This window comes from Gemmatimonadota bacterium (assembly GCA_040388535.1).
Classification (GTDB): domain Bacteria; phylum Gemmatimonadota; class Gemmatimonadetes; order Gemmatimonadales; family GWC2-71-9; genus Palsa-1233.
The window spans coordinates 553,150-575,331 of sequence record JAZKBR010000001.1 but is presented as its reverse complement, the minus strand read 5'-3'; the positions used below and the strand labels follow the sequence as shown (position 1 = coordinate 575,331).

Below are 22,182 nucleotides of genomic sequence, written 5' to 3'. Positions count from 1 at the left end.
CTTGAGGTCACCGCATGCTTTCGACGGGCACTACCCTCTCCGCCCGGGCACAGGCGCTCATCCCGGCCCTGGTTACCATCCTCGTCGTGGCCGCGCTCTCGCCCTTCGCGGACGTCATCCTGCCCCGGATGCCGCTGCAACTCGGGGAGGTCCAGCCGCGTTTCCAGATCTACGGCTTGCTCCTCGCCGCCGGGCCACAGGTCGCGATGCTGCTCGCCGTGATTGCCGCGATCGCGCTTTTCGGCGGCTACCGAATCGGGGTACGGATTGCAGCCCTCTTCGCCCTCGTCATGGCGGTCCTCTTCGCGTTCCTGGTCCCCTTCTTCGCACTCGACTTCCTCCAGGTGCGGCGGCAGGTCAACCAGGAGATGATCAAGGGATTCGACATGGCCTCGATGAAGACCGGCGCCATGGGTTTCCTGCTCGCCCTGCTGCTGGCGTGGGCCGGGTGGCTGGCGTTGAAGGCGAGCGTGAAGGAAGAGGGCAGTGGCAGGAAGCAGAAGGGCGATGGCCTGATCGTCGGTCAGGGATAGCTCTTCCCGAGCGGAAGGAAAGATCAGTTCAACGGGGAGGCCTCATCCGGGGCCTCCCCGTCGTGCGTCCGGAGGATCCGCGCCGGCACGCCACCCACCGTTACCCGGCTCGGGACATCCTTCACCACCACGGCATTGGCGCCGATCCGCACGTCGCTGCCGATGGTGATGGCGCCGATGATCTTGGCGCCGGCACCGATGAAGACCCGGTCACCGAGCACCGGGGACTGCAGCTTCTCGGCGCCGATGGTGACCTGGTGCTCGACGTAGACCCGCGCCCCACCTCGCACCGTACCGTTGATCACCACGCCCTGCGAGTGCACCAGCACAAAGCCGGGACCGAACTCGGCGCCGCGACCGATGATGCACTGTCCGAAAACGGCATTGACCTTGTTGCAGATCATCGCGAGCGGGGCAAGGTGATTCCGATGACACCAGGCCATCGCGCGATAGCAGGCCATCGCGAAGGTGCCATCGGTCAGGAGGGCCTTGAGCAGCGTCTTCGGCCGGACATCGCCGTAACACCACTCGGCCTTGCAGCGGAGGTCTTCGAGAAAGATCACGTCGCCCTCTCTGCCATGAGTTCGTCGAGCAGCCCGGCCAGCTCACCACTGAGAGCGCGGCGCTCGAAGCGCGCGATCTGTGCATCGTTTCCTGCTGGCGCCGCATTGACTTTGCCTGCGAGTCGGTGCCGCAGCCAGCTCGCGATACCGGTCACGTCGCTTGGCAACCGGTGGCTGTCGGCATCACTCTCGCGCACCAGCTCGGCAATTTCGCCTTCGGGGAGCACCGCCAGAATCGGACGGCGCACTGCAAGGTACTCGAAGACCTTGGCCGGAGCGACGCGCTCCGCTCCCGGCACATCGGAGAGGAGCAGGAGCACGGCATCGGCCGACGTCATCGTGGCGAGTGCCACCGGATGCGGGGCGTAGTCGAGATTCTCCACGGTGGCGCCGGCCGCGGCGACGCGCTGCAATTGCGCCAGCTGATCGGGAGTCTTCCGCCCCACTGCGACCAGCTCGAGACGCGACACCAGCGCGGGCGATTCGCGCGCCAGTAATTCGACCGCAGCGGCCACCGGGGCGATCGACGTGAGATTCCAGAGCGTGCCGGCGTAGACGAGGCGAAAGGTTCCCGGCATGCGCGGCAGCGCCGGTGCCACATGCGCGGCCTCGGCGAGATCGCCAGCGTCCCAGCCGTTGTAGATGCAACGCGCGACCAGGGTGACACCCGCCTCGCCGGCTCGCATCGCAACGCGTGCGGTGCTTGCCTTGGTGGTGGCCACAATCGCCGCGCTTCGCCGCAACACGAAGCGTTGCATCCGCCCCTGTACCGCGTGCGCGAGACGCGCCTTGGGCGCGTTCTCCCAGTAGGTGCTGCTGATGTCCCATTCATCGCGATAATCGCAAATCAGCGGCAGGCCGCTGTGCTTCGCGAGCAGTGCGCCGACCAGGAGATTGGTATACGTCGGCGCGGTCGCGAGAATGGCATCGTGCGGCAGCCGGCGCAGCAGCTGCCGCCCGTGGCGTACCGCATCGGGGAGCCAGAGAATCTGGGCGTCGGGCTGCAATGTGACGGTGGCCGCAGACTTCAGCAGACGGCGTAGCCGTGAGGGCCGCGGCGTCGCTGCAGTGTTGGCGCCTTCGCGCATGTTGACCGCTTGCTTGGCCGCGTATGATGGCTCGAAGGTGCGTGCCTTCTCGATCACGGTGTCGGCGGAGAGTTCGTCGAGGAGGGTAGGGTCGAGCAAGGGCACCGAGGGATTTGCGGCCTGCAGCACCGACACATCCCAGCCGAACTCGGGCAGGTAGCGCGCGAACTTCACCGGACGCTGCACTCCCGCGCCACCAACCGGCGGGAAGTGGTAGCTCACCAGCAGCAGGCGCCGCCGGCGATTCACGTGCTCACCGGCAGCCAGCGGTCGATGCTGACGAACTGGATTCCGCTGTCACCGGCACGCTGTGCGAGTGGGGCGATCGCATCGAGGCACCAGCGATGGGTGTCGTGGAGCAGCGCGATTGTTCCTCCCGGGAGCGCGTTCGTCGCGGCCCAGTGGGTGAGCCGCGTGCCATCGCCCAGGGTGTAGTCCTTGGGGTCTTCCGACCAGAGTATCACCCGCTGACCCAGGCGCAGCAGCGCGGCGAGCTTGGCCACGGTGAGCTGTCCCTTCGGCGGGCGGAACCGGTCGACCGGCGCGCCGGTGAGATCGCGCAGCAGCGCGCGGCAACGGGTCACCTCCGCCATCAGCGTGGTGGTGCTGGTGGCCGAGGGTTCCGAATGACTCCACGAGTGATGGCCGATGGCATGGCCTTCGGCGACGATGCGCTGCACGAGGGCAGGGTAGCGCTCGGCCTCGCGGCCGACGACGAAGAACGTCGCGTGCATGCTATGGCGGGCAAGGGCATCGAGCAGCCGCGGCGTGATGTCAGGATGCGGGCCATCATCGAATGTCAGCGCGACGGCCGCGCCGGAAGCCGGGCCGCGAACCAGGAACCGGGACGCGGGCAGCGTTGCCTCGAGGCCGCGGCGGAGCAGCTGGCGCAACGCACTCACGTGTGCCGGCCCGGGCTAGAGGCGGGGAAGAACTTTGTCGACCTGCCCAACGAGCTGAGTGCCGACGTCGCGGGCAATCTGGTCGGCGGCTTCGATCTGGTCCTCGCCCTTGCCGACGCGCACCACGATCCGGACCAGCGCTTCTTCGGTGCGGCCGTGGAGCGCCGCGTCGCGGAGCAACTCGTACTTCACCCGGAACTCGTCGTGCGCCACGCGCCCACGACCCTGGTACCAGTAGTACACCATCGCCGTCGAGTCGCTGCGCACCAGGCGATAGCGATTCACGACCACCGGACCGACCGCGGTATTGAGCGTCATCGGCCGGGAATCGACCGGCTCCCATCCCGCGCCCGGCAGGCAGTTGCGCGGGGAGTGGATGCTCTTCCCCTGTCGCTGTTCGTCGTAGTAGCCAACGTAGATCGAGAAGGGGAGTCGGTCGGCGGGCTGGTACTGCCGCAGCATGAACGACGTCATCCCCGCCACGCGACGCTCGTCGTCGCTGATGCTCAGATCGGTTCCCTTCACGCCGAGCGCCTGCGGCGCCACGGCCTCGATCGGACCGACCAGTTCCACGGGACCCGAGCGACGCGAGATCAGGGTGCTGTTGAGCAGGAAACCGCCTGCGAGCAGCCCGCCGGGAATCCACCGCTGCCAGTTACGCATCGAAGCCCACCTTGCGAGAGCTGATCCGTCGCTCCACCAGTCGCACACAGAACGCAATCATTCCCAGCAACACGAAGGCGATCATGAACATCGCCCACCCTTCGCTCTCGTGCATGAAGCCGCGCCCGAGGGCGGGGTCGACGAAATGCATCAGGAAGGCGGTGAGGAAGATGCGCACGCCGTTGAGCGCGATCGCGACCGGAACCGCGAGCAGCACCAATAGCAGTCGTGCGGGCAGGGTGGCGAGATACATCCCGCCGATCATCACGCCCAGGGCAATCAGTGCCGTAAGCGAGCGAAGCCCGCTGCACGCCTCGGCGACAAAGAGCCGACCCTCGGGGATCTGGATCACGTTGCCACGCGTCATCACCGGGATCTTGCGCCAGTTGATCAGCTCGGTGCCGAGCTGCGATGCCTTGAACTGGAGCGGAATGGCGAGCTTGTTGGTCACGAGTGCGGGCAGCGGGATCGAGAGCAGCATCAGCGTGATCGGCAGCCACCAGACGCGCGCCTGCCGCCAGCCGAAGCAGAAGACCACGACGCCGACGACGGTGAGCCAGATCGAGAAGCGCTGCGTGAAGAATTCGGCGGCAAGCCCGCCGAGTGCGCGGAGCAGAATAGAGGCGATGATGAGGGCGGTGCCCCACCCCGGCGCTGGCCTGGCGTCGGCCACGATCCCGGCGCGCCATGCGAGCCAGAGCGAGACCGGGAAAAGCAGCAGGCCGTGGCCTGCATCGGGGTCGTTCCACCAGTCGCGCGCGAGCGAGCGGGCCGGATCCTGGAAGAGCACGACGAACGCGAGCGCGGTGAGCAACACCGGGCCGGCGATCCGGGCAAAGGGTCCCGCGCGCTTCGCGAAATCAGGAAAGGAGAGGGTCGCGGGCGCGTTGGCGACCGGCGCTACCATCCACCCTTCCGGAAGAGCATCACCGGGATCGTCTTGAGCATGATCTTGAGGTCTTCCCATACGCTGCGCCGGGCGATGTAGTCGAGGTCGTGCTGCACCTTGCGGCGGACATCCTCGACCGACGAATCGTACTGGAGGTGCACCTGCGCGTGGCCGGTGATGCCGGGCGGCACGCGCTGGCGATGCTGGTAGTCGGGAATCTGCTCGCGCAATTCCGTGAACAGCTGCGGCCGCTCGGGGCGCGGGCCGACCAGGTTCATGTCGCCACGAATCACGTTCAGCAACTGCGGCAGTTCGTCGAGACGACAACTGCGAAGGAAGCCGCCGATGGCGGTGACGCGCTGATCGTTTGCCTGCGCCCAGACTGCCTGCCCGTGACGCTCGGCGTCGACAGTCATGGTGCGGAACTTCACGATCGTGAACGGCTTGCCGCCGATGTCGGAGCGACGACGCGAATCGTCACGCGCCGGCATCCGCTGGCGCTGATCGAGCCCCACCCGGGTCTGGGTGTAGAAGATCGGCCCACGCGAGGTGAGCTTCACGGCAATGGCAATCAGCAGCCAGATCGGCAGCGTGATGATCAGGCCAACGGTCGCGACCACCACGTTGAGCGCCCGGATGAGGCGTTCATCGCGCGAGAGCGGTCGTTCGGAGGCGAGTTCATCGCTCCGACTCTCGGTGGACCGCGTCCGGCTGGTTGGCGTCTCCTTCACGTGGGCCATCGGCGAAGTTGCGGGTATCGGCATGTCAGGGGTCAGAAGATCTGTGTGCCAAGGTAGATAAGTGAGCCCATCGAGCCGACGGCACCCAGAATCCGGAGCACTGTGCCGCCTGTGGGCTTGGCGGCGACGATGATCTCGTCTCCCGCTTGCAGGTTCAACTGGTCCAGCGTCTTGCCCTGACGAATGGCGGCCTGGAACTCCGGGCCATCCACCACCACCTTGTCGCCGCGCTTGATCTGCGACTTTTCGAACCGGGCGTTGTTGGCAGGTCCGCCGCCGGGCGTCATCAGGGCGTCGCCGAGCAGGAGATCGGCCGGGGCGGAATAGAGCCCGGGCTTGCCAATCGCGCCGAACATCGAGATCCGGATCGAGGTCGTGACCTTCACTACCGGTTCACGGACGTACTTCTTGAGCTGCTCGGTAATGTGCGCCTGCATCTCGGAGCGAAGGACGCCCCGGACCGGGATTTCTGCACCACCAGGAAGGGAGATCGTCCGGATCGGAGTGACGGCGTAGGTCCCCTTGAGGCCTGCCACGTCGCCGACCAGATCGATGTTGACCAGATCGCCTACGTGGAGGTCGCCCTCGGCCAGGCGTGAGCGGATTGCATCGGCCTCGGCCCGCTTGGCATCGCGCAGGGCGGCGCTGTAGCCGCTCGAGCCGAGCTGCCGGTCGATGACTTCGAGCGCGGAAGTGAGTTCGGCCCGGGTCACCATCGACCGTTGGGCGTTTACGACCGTCCCCGCGGCATCGGTCGTCTGCGCAGCAAGCGTCCGGGCGCCAGTGCCCGCTGCCATCAGCAGAGTTCCCATCGTGACTGCGATCGCTCGAATCCTCACACGCCCTCTCCGGTAATTTGTGGGGCGACGCCCCGATGCCGTCTGAAGAGCACATCCCGTGCTCAGGCGCCTGTGCCAGTCAGGGCCAGCCTAAACGGTATTCTCGCCTACAGTTAGGCAAGATCCCGGCCACGAGTGTGGCGTCGAATCGGCGGCATATGTAGCAAGGACGCCTCAGGGCGGTGCATCACCGCTACGGGAGTGGTCCAGCTTCCCGGCGGCGCCGGTGGACCGTCGCTGACCGCGACGCCCCGGCAGAGACCTTGCACTATCCCTCGGAGGTAGGGCTCTGCCGAGGCTGGGTCATGGCGCACCAGGTGCTCGGTAACTCAATGATGTATAACAATTTAGCTGTACCAGTACCTGCGTGATGCGCCGGGACCCCCGCGGCGATGAGCGTGGCGGACGGTCACAGAGTTGTTGCTTAATTGCAACAGTTGCTGCGATGCCAGCTACCTGACGATTCCTTGCGAGGGTCCCGTGTCACTTGAAGCTCCCCTGACTGCCGCCGCCGAAGCACCCATGGTCCTGATCGCCAACGACCAGGAGTGGACTGCTCGTGCGATCGAGAGCATCCTGGTGGCCAATGGCTTCCGGGTTTCGCGATCGTTCACGGCGCGGGAGACACTCGCCCTGGCCAACGTTTCCGATCCCGATGTCGTGATCCTCGACCAGCAGCTTCCCGACTTTTCCGGGGTCGAGGTCTGCCGTCAGCTCCGCGCCGACGCCCGATTCGGCACGGCGCTGCCGATCCTGATCACGACCGCCGGCCCGTCGGGTCGCCAGCAGCGCCTGAGCGCATACGAGGCCGGCGCCTGGGAGTTCTACGGCCAGCCCCTCGACGCCGAAGCACTCCTCCACAAGCTCCGAGTCTACTCGGCGTCCTACCGCGAAGTACGACGGTTGCGTCACAACTCGATGATTGATCCGGCATCAGGACTCTACAGCCGCGCCGGGCTGGCGCGTCGCGCGACGGAGCTGCTGGGCGAGGCCCGGCGCAACGGCCGCACCGTGGCCTGCGTGGCCTGGTCGCTCGAGGGCGCCGTCGATGGTGCCCATTCGCAGCAGGCTGGCGATATGCTACGCGAGAAGGGTCGCGCTGCCGACGCCTTCGGCCGGCTTGGCAACGGTGAGTTCGCAGTGGTCGCGCCAGGCACCGATGCACAGGGCGCCGAACATCTCGCCGAACGTTTCCGCGGAGTGCTTGCAGCCGCCTACCAGGCCGATCGCGATGCCGTGCGCGCCACGATCCTCACCGAAGACATTTCCGGCGCGACGCCGACCGGTGACGGCGACGCGCTGCTCGACCGGCTGGTGCATGCATTAGCGGCCTAATGGCCGCTGAGAAGGGAGAAGGGAGAAGGGAGAAGGGAGAAGGGACAACTTTAGGGCCGACACCTCGATGAGATGTCGGCCCTTCGGTTGTTCTCCCTTCTCCCTTCTCCCTTCTCCCTTCTCGCTACTTGTTACTCCTCTTTCTCACCGGCAAGCAGCTGCGGCTTGCCCTGATCTTCGCCTTCGTCCACTGCGCCGTAGCCATAGCTGTACGAGTAGTACTTGTACCCGTCCATCGTGGCGCGAACGTCGTTGAGCACCGCGCCGATAAGGCGGATCGGCAGCTGATCGACGATCTGCAGTTTCGCCTCGGCCAGGTCGCGCTCGGTGGCACCGGCACGGAGCACCAGCATCAGGTTGCCCGTGAGCGTGCTGAGGACGAACGGGTCGATGCCGGCGCCGAGCGGCGGCGAGTCGACGATGACCACTTCATACTTCTCGCGCATCGACTTGATCAGCTCGCGCATCGCGGCGCCGCCGAGCAGTTCCGGGGCGTTGCGCTTGCGCGAACCGGCGGTGATCAGCTGCAGCTGCGGATGCTGCGTCTTGTGCACCAGCTGGGCAAACTTGATTTCGCCGGTGAGGTAATCGAGCAGGCCGGGTCGACGCTCCACACCGAAGGTACGGTGCAGCTCTCCACGACGGGTGTCGCCGTCGATGAGGAGGGTGTTGTACCCGGCCTCGGCGAACGAGAGCGCGAGGTTCGACGACACCAGCGACTTGCCGTCACCCGGTGACGGCGAGGAGATGGTGATCACCAGCGAGCCATCGCCCACGGTGTGGGCCAGGTTGAGTCGCACGGTACGGAACGCTTCGATGACCTGGGCCGCCTCTTCCGGCGACGGCGTTTCGCCCTTGGCGCGCTTGATCTCGGGGATGACGCCGAGAATGGTGAGGCCGAGGCCGCCGGTGATCTGGTCGGCGTAGCGCACCCGCTTGTCGGTCACGTCAAAGAGCAGGGCGAGACCGAGGCCGGCGCCGAGCCCCATCAGGATGCCCATGCCGACGATCACGACCTTGCGGTTATTGGTCGGCTTCGAGCCGGCGACCGCGCGGGTCAGGATCGAGACGTCGGGCTGCGCCGACGCTTCGACGAGGCGTGCGGCCTCGTAGCGATCGGTCAGCACCTTGTAGATGTTGGCGGCGACATCGATCTCGAGCTGGTAGCGGCTCTCGGCGATAGTGCGCTGCGGAATCCCCTGCAGCTCACGACCTGAATTGCCGATTTCGGTATCGAGACGGGCGATGTTGTCGTCGAGGTTCCGTAGCACTGCGCGCGTGTATGCCGGCAGGAGCTTGTTGCGGATCTCGGCGATCTTGGGCAGCGTCTGCTTGATCGGTACCGCGCTGTCGGTCATGGTGAGGCGGTAGTTCCGCAGCTGCGCTTCATTCGCCTCGAGTTCCTTGATCACGCCGCTCAGTGCCGGCGAGGCATTCACTGTGGGGATCGCGGTGAAGAGGTCGACGGCGAGGTCGCCGGCTTCAGCGCGCGCAAGTGCATCGGCGAGGTCACGGCGATCACGGCGGAGCAGCTCGACCTTGGAGCGCTTCTCGATATAGGCCTGGGTCGCGCCGGGCGTGGTCTGGGCCAGCCCCGGAGCCACCGGCAGGTCTTCCTTCGGCAGCGTGATGGTCTTGACCTTGAACTTCTCGAGATTGCCGCGGGCACCCTCGAGGCGCGCCTGCGCCCCGGTGAGCTGGGTGTCGAGAATCGCCGCCTGGGTGGTGAGGCCGCTCTTCTTCATCTCGCCGGCCTTCTGCACGAAGACCGCCATCAGGTCGTTGAGCGTCGCGGCGGTCTCGGGACCGTCCTGACCCCGCAGCGTGATGTGCATGAAGCGCGCGGCGCGGAACGCCATCGCAATGTTGAGCCGGTCCTTGATGTCGTCGGCGGCTTCGCGCGGGGTCACGATTTCAAAGGTGAAGGTCCGGCCGAACCAGCGGCGCTCGAGTCGCGGGATCCACTTGAAGCCGAAGGTCGTGCCGACGCTGTCGCCAGCGACGCCAGCGATCTTGCGGCTGCTCGCGGTGTTCACGAGCTCCCAGCGGGTGCCGTCCTCGCTGACCTTGAAATCATAGAGGCCGGTCGTGAGCCGATCGGCATCGATGTTGAAGCCATTGAACAGGGCGGCGTCGGGACCGCTCGGTCCGTTGGGAAGCGGCGGTGCGCCGACCCGCTTCGGGCCGATGATGTAGTGCCGACGGGAGATCGCCACGGGTTCGACGATGAAGTAGTTCCCGAAGAGTTCCTTCCACTGCTCCGACTGATATGCCGGGCCGGCCTGGATCGCGCCGGCATTGCCAGGCTCATCGGCGATCAGGATGTCGGCCTGGACCGTGAAGCTCTCCGGCCGGAGCCGCGAAACGAGCAGGCCGCCGCCAAAACCGACCAGCGACAGCAGGAGGACGAGCCACTTGAAGCGCCGGACAGCCGAGAGATATCGGACGATGGGCGAGGTGCGGGGGCCGCCGCTGGCCCCGGTCATCGGGGAGGATCCGTTCCCCCCGAAACCGGAGGGATTCGCCGGCAGGTTGCCGGAAAGCGGCGCGAGGTTCGAGGTCATAAGGCCTGCACGTATAAGTGAGCGGCCCGCGGCCGCAACGTCCTGACGCATCCGTCCTATGCAACCCCCATACCGCACTGCGAGGCCCCAGAGCGACAGTTCAGGGATATATATGTAGTATAGCTACCACAGTCTGGTGCGGTTTTCCTGAGACAATTGCCGCGTTCCGGCAACGATTCGGCCAAATATGGACGTTTCTTCGATGTACCAGCACCACAGTTGCGGCACGCTTTTCGCCTTGAGGAGTGCAGAGCGGATCCCACGCTCGCGATTTCAGGAGTCTTGCCCATGACCGCGGTAACCGGAGTCGGATCAGGAACCGGCTCATCGGATACGCCAGCCGGACGCGATGTTCTCGCGCTTCCCGCCGATATCAAGGCGTCAATCCGGATCCTCATTGTTGATGACGAGCGCACGCTCCGGGAGAGCTGCGCCTCGGTCCTCCGTGGTGAGGGCTATAGCGTGACTCTGGCGGGACGCGGCGAGGAAGCCCTCGACCTGGTCCGCCGGCGTCAGTTCGACCTCATTCTGGTCGACCTCTTCATGTCGCAGGTCCCCGGGCTGGAAATCCTCAACGCCGCGCTGGAATCCAACCGCGATTGCCTCGTCGTCGTGATGACGGGCAATCCGAGCGTTACCTCGAGCATTGAAGCACTGCGGATGGGCGCCTGGGATTATCTCCCCAAGCCGTTCTCCGCCACGCACTTGCAGGTTCTGATCGGCCGGGCGTCGCACGCCATCCTCAAGGGTCGCGAAGCCGCCGACCTCCGGATGCAGGTGATGCGGCAGCACTCGCATTCCGACAACCTGGCCCTCATCGGCATTTCGCCCTCGTTCCGGAAGGCCGTCGAGCTGGCCCGAAAGGTCGCACCTACTGACGCATCGGTCTTCATCAGCGGGGAGAGCGGCACCGGCAAGGAAGTCATTGCGCAGTTCATCCATCAGCACTCGCGCCGTTCCAAGAAGGCGATGGTGCCGATCAACTGCGCCGCCCTCCCCGAGCCGCTGCTCGAATCGGAAGTGTTCGGCCACAAGAAGGGCGCCTTCACCGGGGCAGATCGCGACAAGCCGGGCCTGCTCGAAACCGCCAACGGGAGCACACTCTTCCTCGACGAGCTCACCGAAATGTCCCTTCCGCTCCAGGCGAAGCTGTTGCGCGTGGTGCAGGATGGTGTGGTGCGCCGGGTTGGTGCCGAAACCGCCGGCGATCCGGTCGACGTGCGCTTCATCTCCGCTACCAATCGTGATCCGCAGGAAGCCGTCGAACGCGGCATCCTGCGGGGCGACCTCTTCTATCGCTTGCGGGTCGTGCCGATCGTGTTGCCGCCGCTCCGTTCGCGGCCTGAAGACATCGCGATTCTCGCAAACCATTTCCTCGGCGTGTTCTGGCATCGGCATCGGCAGATGCCCGACCGGGCGCCCAAGCTCACCGAGGCGAGTATCGAGTATCTGCGCTCGCGCCCGTGGCGCGGTAACGTGCGCGAACTCCAGAATGTGATCGAACATGTCGCCGTGCTGGTGGAACCCGATCAGCCGATCGAGCCGGGTGACATTCCGATCTATGATGACGCCGAGTCGACGCCGGTGGGCATGCCGACGGCGCAGCTCGACGGTCCCTTCCACGATGTGAAGGACCGGGTCATCGCACAGTTCGAGCGCGACTATCTCACGCGCCTCATCGCTCGCGCGGTGGGCAACATGTCGAAGGCCGCACGTCAGGCCAACATCGACCGCACCACGCTGTATCGCCTGATGGAGAAGCACGGGCTGCAGCGCGACGAGCGCGGAGAGTAGCGTGTCGCTCGATCCTGTCTCCCGCCGCCGTCTCGATGAGGCGGCGGATGGGCTTGTCGAGGAATGGCGCCGCTTCGCGGTTGATGCGGTGTCGCAGGGCGAAGTCGCCGGCGCCATCGCCATCATCGTCGCGCGCATCGAGGATTCGGCCAGTGGCCGCTCCCTCGAGAGTGACGAGCCGGTGTCGCCACTCGCCCGACGTGTCGTCACGCTGTTGCGTCGCTATCTCCTCGAGCACGACGCCGACGTCGAGCCGGGCGGGTTGCGGCCACTGCTCAAGCACATCGAGCTCGTCGCCATTGCGCTCGAGCCGCGCTGGTCGGAACACTTCCAGGACCGGATGACCGGCCCGAGCGGGCTCGACCTGATCGTTGAAGTCGCCCACGATCTGCGCTCGCCACTGACCTCGATTCTCTTCCTCGCCGAAACCATGCTGCGGGGCAGCTCCGGCCCGCTCTCCCCGCTGCAGGAGCGCCAGCTCGGGCTGGTCTACTCGGCCGCGTTCGGTCTCAACTCCGTGGCGAGTGATGTCATCGAACTCGTGCGCGGCGGCGACCGTCTGGTGAGTCGCGACGCGCAGCCTTTCGCAGTCTCCGACGTGCTGGAATCGGTTCGCGACATCGTGCTGCCGATCGCGGAAGAGAAGGGCCTCGAGCTGCGCTTCGAAGGGCCGGAGAGGGATCGACGCATTGGTCATCCTGGTGCGCTCAACCGTGTCCTGCTCAATCTCACCACCAACGCGCTCAAGTTCACCGCCGAGGGGTTCGTCGAGGTGAAGCTCTCTGACGGTCCGAGCGGGATGCTGGTCTGCTCGGTGCGTGACACCGGCCGCGGCATTCCGGAGGCCGCGATGGATTCGCTCTTCGAACCGTTCCGCCGCCGCCAGCAGCCAGGTGACTACGCGTTCTCGGGCTCCGGACTGGGGCTGTCCATCTGCCGCAAACTGGTCGAGATGATGGGCTCCGATCTCGGTGTCAGCACGATGCAGGGCGAGGGGACCACCTTCACGTTCAATCTCCCGCTGCCAGTGGCCGGACCGCACGACCTGATCGGCTGACCGCGTCAAGCCCTGCCGATTCCGGCGCGGCGCTCCTACCTTTCGCCTCACCGATGTGAACCGGAGTGAGGCCGATTGCCGAATACGCATCTTGCTGCACGCCTTGCCACGCAGGTCGCCCAGCACAGTGATCGTCTCGCAGTCATCGATGGTGACCGGCGCATCTCGTGGACCGAACTCGCCGAACGCGCTCAGGCCCTCTCCCGCGGATTGCGCGCCGAAGGGCTCGAACCCGGTGACCGGATTGCCATCGACCTCCCCAACTCGCTCGAATGGGTCGTCACCCTGCTCGCCGCCGCCGACGCCGGCCTCGTGGTGGTGCCACTCGATCCGGGGCTCGGCTACCACGAACTGAAATATCAGTTGCGGCACGCCGAGGTCGCGGCGGCGGTCATCCCCGAAGCGGGAATGCCGCTCGACTATCTCGAACTCTTCGACGAACTCCTCCCCGACCTCCCCTCGCTGCGCGTGATTGTCTATGCCGGGCCGGGTGCGCGCTGGTTCGACGATCGCGCGGTGCCGTTCGATGAAATGGTGAGTCGCGGTCGACGGCAGCCGCCGCGCGACGCTGCCAGCGACGCCGACGCACCACTCACGCTGCTCTACACCTCGGGCACGATGGGGAAGCCGAAGGGCGTCCTGCTGAGCCATCGCGCGATGATGGGCTGTGCCGTCGCCACGGTTTCGGCCCTCGAACTTGGTTCCGACGAAATCGTGCTTTCCGTGCTGCCCCTCTTCCACGTCTTCGGACTCAGCGTGCTGCTCTCGGCGATCACGGCCGGCGCCACCATCGTCCTGCTACCGAAATTCGAGGCCGACAGCGCGTTGCAACTCATCGCCGCTGAGGGCGTCACCCACTTGCCCGCCGTGCCGACGATCTTCGAATTGCTGATGCGCGACCCGGCCTTCGCGCGGACCGATCTCGCTTCACTTCGCGGTGGTGTCGTGGCGGGGAGTGTGGTCGCGCCGGCGCTGGTCGATCGCATTCGCAAGTGGTGCAATGTCGAGGTGGCCTACGGACTCACCGAGGCCGGCCCGACGGTTTGCATTACCCGGAAGTCCGACACGCCCGAAGTACGCCGCAGCACCGTGGGGAAGCCGCTGGACGGACTCGACGTGCGCGTGGTCGACGTCCGCAGCGGCACCCTGCACGGCGCCGACGCCGTGGGCGAACTCGCCGTGAAGAGCGCAACCCTGATGCAGGGCTACCACCGGATGCCGCAGGAGACTGCACGCGCATTCACGCCCGAGGGATTCCTGCTCACTGGTGACCTCGCCCACGTCGACGAGCAGGGCAACGTCTCGATCGTCGCGCGACGGAAGGAAGTGATCGTGCGGGCGGGCCAGACGGTGACACCGCGGGAAATCGAAGATGTCCTGCGGACCCATCCCGGGGTCGAGGAGGCCTGCGTGGTCGGGGTCCCCCACGATGTACTGGGCGAGCTGGTTTGCGCCTGTGTGGTGCTGATCGAAGGAGCTGTGGTGACCGGCCCTGAGCTCCGCCGCTTCTGTCAGGACCTCCTGGCGGCCACCAAAGTCCCCGACCTGGTGCGTTTCTTCGATTCCCTCCCGATGACGGCGTCGGGCAAGGTGAAGCGGCAGGAACTCTCCCGGGTCGTGGCGATGCATCAGGCGTAGCGGAGGCGATCGCTCTTCCTCCTGCCTCCCCCCCTCCTTAGCTTTCCCGACTGTCCGAGATGCGGGGCCAACGGGGCCCGGCCGGACTGAACGCCGTCTCGATCATCCGCTTCCCCGCGACGCCCGCCTTTCGAGGCCCGCGCGCTGGGAGGCCGAGACCGGGGACGGCCAGACTACAGGATCGTCGTGAACCAGTATCCAGCCCATCGGGTTGGCCGGCCTGCGCCTGCACCATCGGCAGCCGCCCACCACGCGCCCAACGCGGCGCTCCTCATCGATTTCGACAACGTCACCCTCGGCGTCCGCTCCGACCTCACCAAGGAACTTCGCTCCCTTCTCAACAGCGAAATCTTCAAGGGCAAGGTCTCGGTCCAGCGCGCCTACGCCGACTGGCGCCGCTACCCGCAGTACATCGTGCCGCTGTCGGAATCGTCGATCGACCTGATCTTCGCGCCCGCCTTCGGCACCAACAAGAAGAACGCGACCGACATCCGGCTTGCGGTCGATGCCGTCGAACTCGTCTTCACGCGCCCAGAGATCGGCACCTTCATCCTGCTCTCGGGTGACAGCGATTTCTCGTCGCTGGTGCTGAAGCTGAAGGAGTATGGCAAGTACGTCATCGGCGTCGGCATTCGCGAGTCCGCCAGCGACATCCTGATCCAGAACTGTGACGAGTACTACTCGTACTCGGACCTTGCCGGCCTCACCAAGGAAAGCGATGCGCCGAGCGCGCAGCGCGATCCGTGGGAGCTGGTGGTGGAAGCGGTGCAGCGGATGCAGCGCAACGGCGACGTGATGCGCGCCGATCGCCTCAAGCAGGTGATGCAGCAGATCGACGAGAATTTCGACGAGAAGAACGTCGGGATGAATCGCTTCAGCAAGTTTGTCACGGAAGCGGCGAATCGCGGGCTCATCACCATCACCAAGCAGGAGAATGGTCAGCTCGAAGTCTCGCTGCCCGCCAAGGGTGGTGCGGCACCGGTTGCTCCTGCGTCGCGCAGCAGTGGTCGCCCGAACCCGCGCGATGCGAAGCCGGCGGCCACTGCCGCGACACCGGCCGCCTCGGCGCCTGCAGCGCAGGGCGAAGTGCGTCCCGATGGCGAGCGCGGTGGCAGGCGTCGTCGTGGTCGCGGTCGTGGCCGCGGCAAGCCAGGTGAAGAGGGAAGTGTCGCGCCAGCCGCGGCCGTGGCCGCGGCATCCGATGGGATGCCAGCGCCACTGCCGAGTGCGATGGGCCTCACGCTCGCCGAGGCGTTCCACCTGATGAGCCGCGCGCTGGGCGAGTTGCCGGTGCCGGTCTCGGGCGAGACGCTGCGCGCGCGGATGGCCGCGTTGCACGGCAAGGAAGACATCCTGCTCGACACGGCGCGCTTCGACAAGTTGCTGCGTCAGGCGAATGACGCTGAAGTCGCCGACGTGCGCGCGCTGGGCAACGATCGCTACGAGGTGTCGCCGCACAAGTCGGACCTGGCGATGCATCGTCGTCCGGCGGTCGAGACCTCGGCACCGGGAGCCGATGGCGTCGAGAGTGTGGCGCCCGCGGCGCCGGCCGTGCGCTTCCGCGGCGGGGCGCGCTCGCCTGCCCGTCCGGGCGAGTTGCAGATGGTCGGGGTGATCAACCTCAATGGCACGCCGGTCGCGCCGCCGGCCGCCGCAGTAGCCCCGGTGGCGACACCGGCCCCCGCCGTTGCGGAAGTCGCTGCTGCGGTTCCTGTCGCGAAGCCAGCGCGTGGGGCCAAGCAGGCAAAGGCAGCTGCACCGGCCAAGGAAAAGGCCGCCCAGAAGCAGGCCAAGGCGGCAGCGCCTGCCAAGCCGAAGGCCATCAAGGTTGCGGTGAAGGCAGCGGCACCGGGCCCGAAGAAGAAGGCGGCGCCTGCCAAGGGAGCCAAGCCGCGCGCGAGCTGAACCGCGAAGGGTCTGAAATCACGACGCTCGCCACCGGAATCCGGAGGCGAGCGTCGTTGCATTGGTATGCCAGTGGCCCGTCTATTTACATCCGAGTGCTCCGGAGACCGCGGGGCGCAGCAGCCCCGCCATCGTGCCCGCGCCACGATCGGTGAAGTGGGAGAAGTCGGCGAACGACTCGCGACCACTCACCTGGTGGAACCCCTGCCATGCATCGACGAGCGCCACGCCAGAGTCGGCGGCGACCTGCCGGATGATTCCAGCGGTAACGGAATCGAACTGCACCAGCGCCGCACCGGTAGCGCGAGGGTACTGACGTTCCCACGCTCGCAATATCTTGTTGTCGAGCGGTGGCGTTGCCACAAACCCGTTCGCGTGGGTGACTAGGATCGGAGTGGCTCTGATGCTGTGGATGGTGCCGACGAGGCGACGCAGGTCGTGCTCGAAGGCAGCGCGCTGCGAATCCGGTACGGTCTGGAAGACCCAGTCGCTCGCGGTCCCTTTCCGGGCGGCGGCGATATCGCGCTGGCGCAACCAGTCGGAGAGGACCGGGAACATCGACTTGAGCTGGTTGTAGGCCCGAGTCCCGAAGCGGAAGTGCCAGGCCGGTTCGGGGCGGATGCTCCGGCCACTTGAATCCGGGGTTGCCGCCACAGGAATCCCTTCGGCGTACTGCGGCGGGGTAGGGTAGTACACCACCACACGCGGTGCGAGGGCGCGCAGACGGAGGCGGAGGTCCTGCTCTACGGTCGGGAGCGACATCCCGATGAATCCGGCGTTGAGGACGTCGGCCGCGCAGCTCGCACGGGTGAGCGAGTCGGCAAGCTGGCGCGGATACTCGTGGTCAGCGCTCTCGTAGAGGCCGAAGGTCTCGGAGGCGCCAAGCACCAGGACGCGACTCCCTGCCCTGGCAGAGTCGGCTTCGGGACCGCGGGTGCCAAGGGCGTTGATGTGCCACTTGCCGAAGCGACTCCCGGGCACCGGATGCCGGCCGGTGGCGTCGAGTTCGGTGAGCTCCGACTGATCCTTGAGTGATTTGCCCAGCGGAGTGCGATAGCGGATCCAGTCCTCGAGGCGGACCATCGCTTCGGCGGCGACCAGCAACAGCAGCAGAAGCACCACGCCAAAGACGCCGCGACGCAGCCAGTTCGCGCCGTTACTGGCCCGATTCTCGCTCGGGGAATCGCTCATCGAAGCCACTCGCTCTGCCGCGTCAGAGAGTCTCCGGAGCCGCGATGCTGTTCAATAGCTTCATCTTCCTCTTCGCTTTCCTGCCAGTCACCTATGCGGTGTTCTGGCTGCTGGAGAGTGCCCGCTCCCGGTACATCTGGCTCTCGATCACCGGATACGTCTTCTATGGCTACTGGGACTGGCGTTTCTGTTTCCTGATGCTCTTCTCGACCATCGTGAGCTATTCGGCCGGACTCGGAATGCTCAGGTGGAACGACGACGAACGCAAGCGGAAGCTCTGCGTGATCATTCCGGTGACCGTCGACCTGACCCTGCTCGGCTTCTTCAAATATGCAAACTTCGGGCTCGGGGCGTTCCGCGATGCGATGCACGCGGCGGGGCTTGATGTCACGGTCCCCCACCTCGATGTGATCCTGCCAATCGGCATTTCCTTCTACACCTTCCACACCATCAGCTATATCGTCGACTCGTACCGGCGCCAGATCGTCCCGACCCGCAATTTCTGGGAATTCTCGAGCTACGTCTCGCTCTTCTCGCAGCTGGTGGCCGGCCCGATCGTCCGGTTCAAGCAGGTGCAGGAGGACTTCGAGTCGATCGGCAGCGCGAGCCGCACCCGCTGGCTTCGGCAGGGGATCACCATCTTCACCGTCGGGATGGTCGAGAAGGTCATCGTGGCCGATACCCTCGCGGCGTTCGTGAACCCGGTGCTGGCCCAGTGGCATACGGCCTCATCGCTGGCGCTCTGGATCGCGATGCTCGGCTACTCGTTCCAGCTCTACTTCGACTTCGCCGGCTACAGCAGCATGGCGGTCGGCCTCGGGTACCTCTTCGGGATCCGGATCCCTCGCAACTTCAATTCGCCCTACAAGTCGCTCGACCCCGCCGAGTTCTGGCGCCGCTGGCACATCTCGCTGTCGACCTGCATGCGCGATTACCTGTATATCCCCTTTGGTGGCAATCGCGGCACCACCTGGCAGGTCTATCGCAACCTGATGCTCACGATGCTGATCGGCGGGCTCTGGCACGGCGCCGGCTGGACCTTCCTGATCTGGGGCTTCTACCACGGTGTCCTCCTGGGCGCGCATCGTGCCGCCGGAAGTGGCTGGGATGCTCTCCCTGCGCGCGTGCGCCAGTTCGGGATGCTATTCCTGGCGATGATCGGGTGGGTCTTCTTCCGCGCCGACAATCTCACGATGGCGATCGGGGTGCTCGGGCGGATGTTCAGCGGATTCACAGGAAGCGGGGTGCCGCAGGCCGGGCTCGCGCTCGGCGCACTCGGCGTGGCGGGTGCATGGGGGATGTTCGGACCGAACATCTACGATCTGGACTACACCCCGAAATGGTGGAAGGCCGCCGCAGTTGCGACGGCCTTCGGTGCTGCACTCGCCCTGATCGCGGGCGATCGGACGAGTCCGTTCCTCTACTTCCAGTTCTGACGCCTACTCAGTAACCGCCGGCGCGAACCCCGTCTTTCGCGCTGCCAAGCCCGAAGCGCAGACCGACATGCACCGAGTGCATCGCGCCCTTGAGCAGTTTGTCATCGCTCGGGGAGCTGTGCAGCTGGTACTGACCGAAGACCGCCAGCCGCTTCCAGCGTCCCTGCACACCGGCAAGCGCGGTGATGAAACCGCTGCTCGAGGCATCCTGTGCCAGCGTGAGCAGGGCCTGCCGATCGCTGGGATCCTGAACCACCGGATCGACCCGCGGCCCGACCACCTGCAGCACGCCACCACCGACACCGAAGTACGGCTCGAGGGCGAGCTTGAAGGGGAAGGCGACCAGCACGGCCTGATAGCGACGCAGATCGTTGAAGAGGATCAGTCCGCCGCTGGTGCGCTCATCGGAGCCGAACCCCTCGGTGACCCCGACCATCAGGCCGGTGCGGCGCGCCATGATCATCACATGCGCACCGGCGCTTGGAATGACCTTCGAATCCTGGCTGCGGGTCGTGAAGATCATCGAGCCGGCATCGAGGCCGAACTTCCACGTATACGAGTCGGCGCGCTGGGCGTGTGCCGCATTGGGCAGGCCCACAAGCAGCCCGAGCGCGCAGGCAGTGGCGGCTCGCCGGAAGAACGTCATCGGAGGGTCTCCTGAAAGGGCGTCGGGGAAATAATCAGCAAAACACAGGCCGGGGCATTCAGATCAGGCCAAGCTCTCGTCCAGCGGTCTCGAAGGCCACGAGGGCCTGATCGAGATCGGCTCGGGTGTGGGCCGCCGATACCTGGCAGCGGACCCGGGCCTGACCCTGTGGTACCACCGGAAAGCCGAATCCGGTCACGAAGACACCAGCATCAAGCAGCCGCTCGCTCATCCGGATCGCGGCGGCAGTCTCGCCGAGAATGACCGGAACGATCGGCGTCTCCCCGGGGAGTGGCTGAAAGCCGAGCTCCACGAGGCGCTCCCGAAAGTATCGGGCGTTGTCCCGCAGCCGCGTAACCCGCTCGGGTTCCGCCAGGAGCACGTGGATGGCGGCCTGCGCCGACGCGGCGACCGTGGCCGGGAGCGCATTGGTAAAGAGCTGGGGTCGGGCGCGTTGCGTGAGGTAGTCGCAGAGCGCCCCGGAGCCCGCCACGAAGCCACCGGCCGCCCCACCGAGGGCCTTGCCGAGAGTCGACGTAATGATGTCCACCTGGCCCAGGAGTCCGAAATGTTCGGCGGTCCCGCGGCCCGTGGCCCCCAGCACCCCGGTGGCGTGGGAGTCATCGAGCCAGAGGACGGCGTCGTGCTTGCGGCAGACCTCCAGCAGGGCGGGGAGGTTCACGATGCTCCCTTCCATCGAGAAGATGCCATCGCTGACGACCATCTTGACCTTCCGGTCGGTGGCCGCAGCCAGCTTCCGGTCGAGCTCGGCATAGTCGCCGTGAGGGAAGACGCCGGTCTCGCACTTGGTAATCGACTTGGCCAGCCGGAGCCCGTCGATGATCGAGGCGTGATTGAGCTGGTCGGAAAGGATCAGGTCGTCGGCGGTGAGGACGGTGGCCGGGAGGGCCTCGTTGGCGTTCCAGCAACTCACGAACGAGAGGGCCGCCTCGGTCCCGACCAGCTGGGCGCAGGTAGCCTCCAGCTCGCGATGGATCGTGAAGGTGCCGCAGATGAAGCGGACCGACGCGGTGCCGGCGCCGAACTGATCGATCCCCGCTTTTCCTGCCGCGCAGACCTCCGGATGATCGCTCAGACCGAGATAGTTGTTGGACGAGAGAATGATGACTTCACCACGTCCCTCCATCTTCACCCGCGCCGCCATCGGCGACTCGAGATGGTTCAGTCGCTTGTACACACCGTCGCGACGGAACTGTTCGAGCTCGGTGCGGAGGCGGGTCTCGAGTGGCGAATTGCCGCTGGTGCTCACGGTGCGATCTCCAGGATCACCTTCCCGGCCGAACCGTTCTTGATGACGCCGATCGCGTCGGCAATCCGTTCGAGCGGGAAGCGATGGGTGACGACGGGGGCGGGATCGAACTGCCCGGTGCGGAGCAACCGGGTCATGTGGATCCAGGTCGAATACATCTTGCGGCCGGTGACGCCGTACAGGGTGAGTCCCTTGAAGATGACGTCGCGCGCGAAGTCCACTTCGGTCGTTCGGCTCGGGGTGCCGAGGAGGTTCACGCGACCCCCCGGACGCGCGGCGGCGAACGCCTGCGCATGTCCCGAGGGGTGGCCACTCATCTCGCAGACGAGGTCGACGCCGAGACCACCGGTGAGTTCCCGTACCCGGGCTACGACGTCGTCGGCGGCGGGATCGAAGGCGTGGTGCGCGCCCATGGTGGTGGCGAGTCCGCGTCGCGTCGGATTGAAATCGGAGGCGAGCACCAGGGAGGCTCCGGCGGCGCGGAGGATGCCGACCGCGAAACAGCCGATCGGGCCGCAGCCCAGTACCAGCGCGGTGCTGCCGGGGACCTCGCCCCCTTCCAGCGCGGTGTGGACGGCATTCCCGATCGGGTCCATGATAGCGCCGACCTCGGTGCTGATGCCGCCGAGTTTCATCACGTTCGAGGCCGGCATCGCGATGTAATCGGCGAAGGCGCCATCGCGATCGACGCCGATGATCTGGGTGCGGACGCAGAGATGTCCGTTGCCGGTCCGGCACGGGACGCAGTCGCCGCAGATGATGTGGCCCTCGGCCGTCACCAGGTCGCCGATGGCGAAGATGCCTTCGCGCAACACCTCGGGACCGAGCTCGACAATCTCCCCGGCGAACTCGTGCCCGATCACCACCGGCGGTTTGAGACGACCGGCGGCCCACGCATCCCATTCCCAGATGTGGAGGTCGGTGCCGCACACCCCCGCGAAGTGAACTTTGATCAGTACGTCACGCGAACCGAGTGCGGGAATCGGTCGCTCGACGAGTTCCATTCCAGTGCCGGGTGCTGGCTTCACAAGTGCGCGCATCGGGTTCCTGATGGGTGGAGAACGGCCGGAATATGGACGCCTGTGCGACCCAGCCCAAGGACCCCCACCGGACCGCCAGAGTGGAAAAA

General features: G+C 66.0%; 19 protein-coding genes. 7 read left to right on the top strand and 12 right to left on the bottom strand.

Annotated features, from left to right (window positions below):
* Positions 1-14 precede the first annotated feature (14 nt).
* Complete coding sequence (locus V4558_02670) at positions 15-533, top strand: hypothetical protein (protein ID MES2304375.1); 519 nt, start codon at positions 15-17, stop codon at positions 531-533.
* A gap of 23 nt (positions 534-556) precedes the next feature.
* Here V4558_02670 and V4558_02665 read toward each other — a convergent pair whose 3' ends face one another.
* The 7 genes from V4558_02665 to V4558_02635 are packed head-to-tail and all read right to left on the bottom strand — an operon-like array spanning position 557 to position 6,217.
* Positions 557-1,096: a serine acetyltransferase gene (locus V4558_02665; GenBank protein ID MES2304374.1), complete on the bottom strand. Its 540-nt coding sequence runs from the start codon at positions 1,094-1,096 to the stop codon at positions 557-559.
* Positions 1,093-2,433 carry a hypothetical protein gene (locus V4558_02660; GenBank protein MES2304373.1) on the bottom strand — a complete coding sequence of 447 codons (1,341 nt, stop codon included), beginning with the start codon at positions 2,431-2,433 and terminating at the stop codon, positions 1,093-1,095. Before V4558_02660 ends, V4558_02665 begins: the two co-directional genes overlap by 4 nt.
* Positions 2,430-3,086, bottom strand: a complete 657-nt coding sequence (locus tag V4558_02655; protein ID MES2304372.1) for a polysaccharide deacetylase family protein — start codon at positions 3,084-3,086, stop codon at positions 2,430-2,432. Before V4558_02655 ends, V4558_02660 begins: the two co-directional genes overlap by 4 nt.
* A gap of 15 nt (positions 3,087-3,101) precedes the next feature.
* Positions 3,102-3,749, bottom strand: a complete 648-nt coding sequence (locus V4558_02650; GenBank protein MES2304371.1) for an exosortase C-terminal domain/associated protein EpsI — start codon at positions 3,747-3,749, stop codon at positions 3,102-3,104.
* Positions 3,742-4,656, bottom strand: a complete 915-nt coding sequence (gene xrt / locus V4558_02645) for an exosortase (GenBank protein ID MES2304370.1) — start codon at positions 4,654-4,656, stop codon at positions 3,742-3,744. The genes V4558_02650 and xrt overlap by 8 nt, the downstream gene beginning before the upstream one ends.
* Positions 4,650-5,402 (bottom strand): sugar transferase, encoded by a 753-nt coding sequence (locus V4558_02640; GenBank protein MES2304369.1) that lies wholly within the window; start codon positions 5,400-5,402, stop codon positions 4,650-4,652. Before V4558_02640 ends, xrt begins: the two co-directional genes overlap by 7 nt.
* A gap of 8 nt (positions 5,403-5,410) precedes the next feature.
* Positions 5,411-6,217 (bottom strand): polysaccharide biosynthesis/export family protein, encoded by an 807-nt coding sequence (locus V4558_02635; GenBank protein MES2304368.1) that lies wholly within the window; start codon positions 6,215-6,217, stop codon positions 5,411-5,413.
* A 480-nt stretch (positions 6,218-6,697) separates the two neighbouring features.
* Here V4558_02635 and V4558_02630 point away from each other — a divergent pair, with 480 nt between their 5' ends.
* Entirely contained in the window at positions 6,698-7,552 is an 855-nt protein-coding gene (locus V4558_02630) for a response regulator (protein ID MES2304367.1), read from the top strand.
* 131 nt (positions 7,553-7,683) lie between these two features.
* Here V4558_02630 and V4558_02625 read toward each other — a convergent pair whose 3' ends face one another.
* Complete coding sequence (locus V4558_02625; protein MES2304366.1) at positions 7,684-10,038, bottom strand: polysaccharide biosynthesis tyrosine autokinase; 2,355 nt, start codon at positions 10,036-10,038, stop codon at positions 7,684-7,686.
* 366 nt (positions 10,039-10,404) lie between these two features.
* Between V4558_02625 and V4558_02620 the strand changes: the two genes are divergently transcribed.
* The 4 genes from V4558_02620 (at position 10,405) to V4558_02605 (ending at position 16,510) form a co-directional block, all read left to right on the top strand.
* Positions 10,405-11,910 (top strand): sigma-54 dependent transcriptional regulator, encoded by a 1,506-nt coding sequence (locus V4558_02620; GenBank protein ID MES2304365.1) that lies wholly within the window; start codon positions 10,405-10,407, stop codon positions 11,908-11,910.
* A gap of 1 nt (position 11,911) precedes the next feature.
* A complete protein-coding gene (locus V4558_02615) occupies positions 11,912-12,967 on the top strand; it encodes a HAMP domain-containing sensor histidine kinase (GenBank protein MES2304364.1) in 1,056 nt (351 codons plus the stop codon).
* A 75-nt stretch (positions 12,968-13,042) separates the two neighbouring features.
* Positions 13,043-14,605, top strand: coding sequence for an AMP-binding protein (locus V4558_02610; protein MES2304363.1), 1,563 nt, complete (start codon positions 13,043-13,045; stop codon positions 14,603-14,605).
* A gap of 186 nt (positions 14,606-14,791) precedes the next feature.
* The gene (locus V4558_02605; protein ID MES2304362.1) at positions 14,792-16,510 is read left to right on the top strand and encodes an NYN domain-containing protein; all 1,719 of its coding nucleotides are present in this window, start codon (positions 14,792-14,794) and stop codon (positions 16,508-16,510) included.
* A gap of 81 nt (positions 16,511-16,591) precedes the next feature.
* Here the strand turns inward: V4558_02605 and V4558_02600 are convergent, their stop codons facing one another.
* A complete protein-coding gene (locus tag V4558_02600) occupies positions 16,592-17,701 on the bottom strand; it encodes an SGNH/GDSL hydrolase family protein (GenBank protein ID MES2304361.1) in 1,110 nt (369 codons plus the stop codon).
* Positions 17,702-17,745: 44 nt separating this feature from the next.
* Between V4558_02600 and V4558_02595 the strand changes: the two genes are divergently transcribed.
* A complete protein-coding gene (locus tag V4558_02595; protein MES2304360.1) occupies positions 17,746-19,137 on the top strand; it encodes an MBOAT family O-acyltransferase in 1,392 nt (463 codons plus the stop codon).
* Positions 19,138-19,144: 7 nt separating this feature from the next.
* Here V4558_02595 and V4558_02590 read toward each other — a convergent pair whose 3' ends face one another.
* From V4558_02590 to tdh, 3 genes are read right to left on the bottom strand one after another with little or no spacing between them, the layout of a single operon-like run.
* Positions 19,145-19,783, bottom strand: a complete 639-nt coding sequence (locus V4558_02590; GenBank protein MES2304359.1) for a hypothetical protein — start codon at positions 19,781-19,783, stop codon at positions 19,145-19,147.
* Positions 19,784-19,841: 58 nt separating this feature from the next.
* Entirely contained in the window at positions 19,842-21,053 is a 1,212-nt protein-coding gene (locus tag V4558_02585; GenBank protein MES2304358.1) for a glycine C-acetyltransferase, read from the bottom strand.
* A complete protein-coding gene (gene tdh / locus V4558_02580; GenBank protein ID MES2304357.1) occupies positions 21,050-22,093 on the bottom strand; it encodes an L-threonine 3-dehydrogenase in 1,044 nt (347 codons plus the stop codon). The genes V4558_02585 and tdh overlap by 4 nt, the downstream gene beginning before the upstream one ends.
* Positions 22,094-22,182: the final 89 nt, after the last annotated feature.

Bases quoted from the DNA above. Each gene is read 5' to 3' on its own strand.
- xrt (MES2304370.1), bottom strand. From the start codon at position 4,656: ATGGTAGCGCCGGTCGCCAACGCGCCCGCGACCCTCTCCTTTCCTGAT.
- V4558_02670 (MES2304375.1), top strand. From the start codon at position 15: ATGCTTTCGACGGGCACTACCCTCTCCGCCCGGGCACAGGCGCTCATC.
- V4558_02625 (MES2304366.1), bottom strand. From the start codon at position 10,038: ATGACCGGGGCCAGCGGCGGCCCCCGCACCTCGCCCATCGTCCGATAT.
- V4558_02640 (MES2304369.1), bottom strand. From the start codon at position 5,402: ATGCCGATACCCGCAACTTCGCCGATGGCCCACGTGAAGGAGACGCCA.
- V4558_02650 (MES2304371.1), bottom strand. From the start codon at position 3,749: ATGCGTAACTGGCAGCGGTGGATTCCCGGCGGGCTGCTCGCAGGCGGT.
- V4558_02595 (MES2304360.1), top strand. From the start codon at position 17,746: ATGCTGTTCAATAGCTTCATCTTCCTCTTCGCTTTCCTGCCAGTCACC.
- V4558_02590 (MES2304359.1), bottom strand. From the start codon at position 19,783: ATGACGTTCTTCCGGCGAGCCGCCACTGCCTGCGCGCTCGGGCTGCTT.
- tdh (MES2304357.1), bottom strand. From the start codon at position 22,093: ATGCGCGCACTTGTGAAGCCAGCACCCGGCACTGGAATGGAACTCGTC.
- V4558_02600 (MES2304361.1), bottom strand. From the start codon at position 17,701: ATGAGCGATTCCCCGAGCGAGAATCGGGCCAGTAACGGCGCGAACTGG.
- V4558_02620 (MES2304365.1), top strand. From the start codon at position 10,405: ATGACCGCGGTAACCGGAGTCGGATCAGGAACCGGCTCATCGGATACG.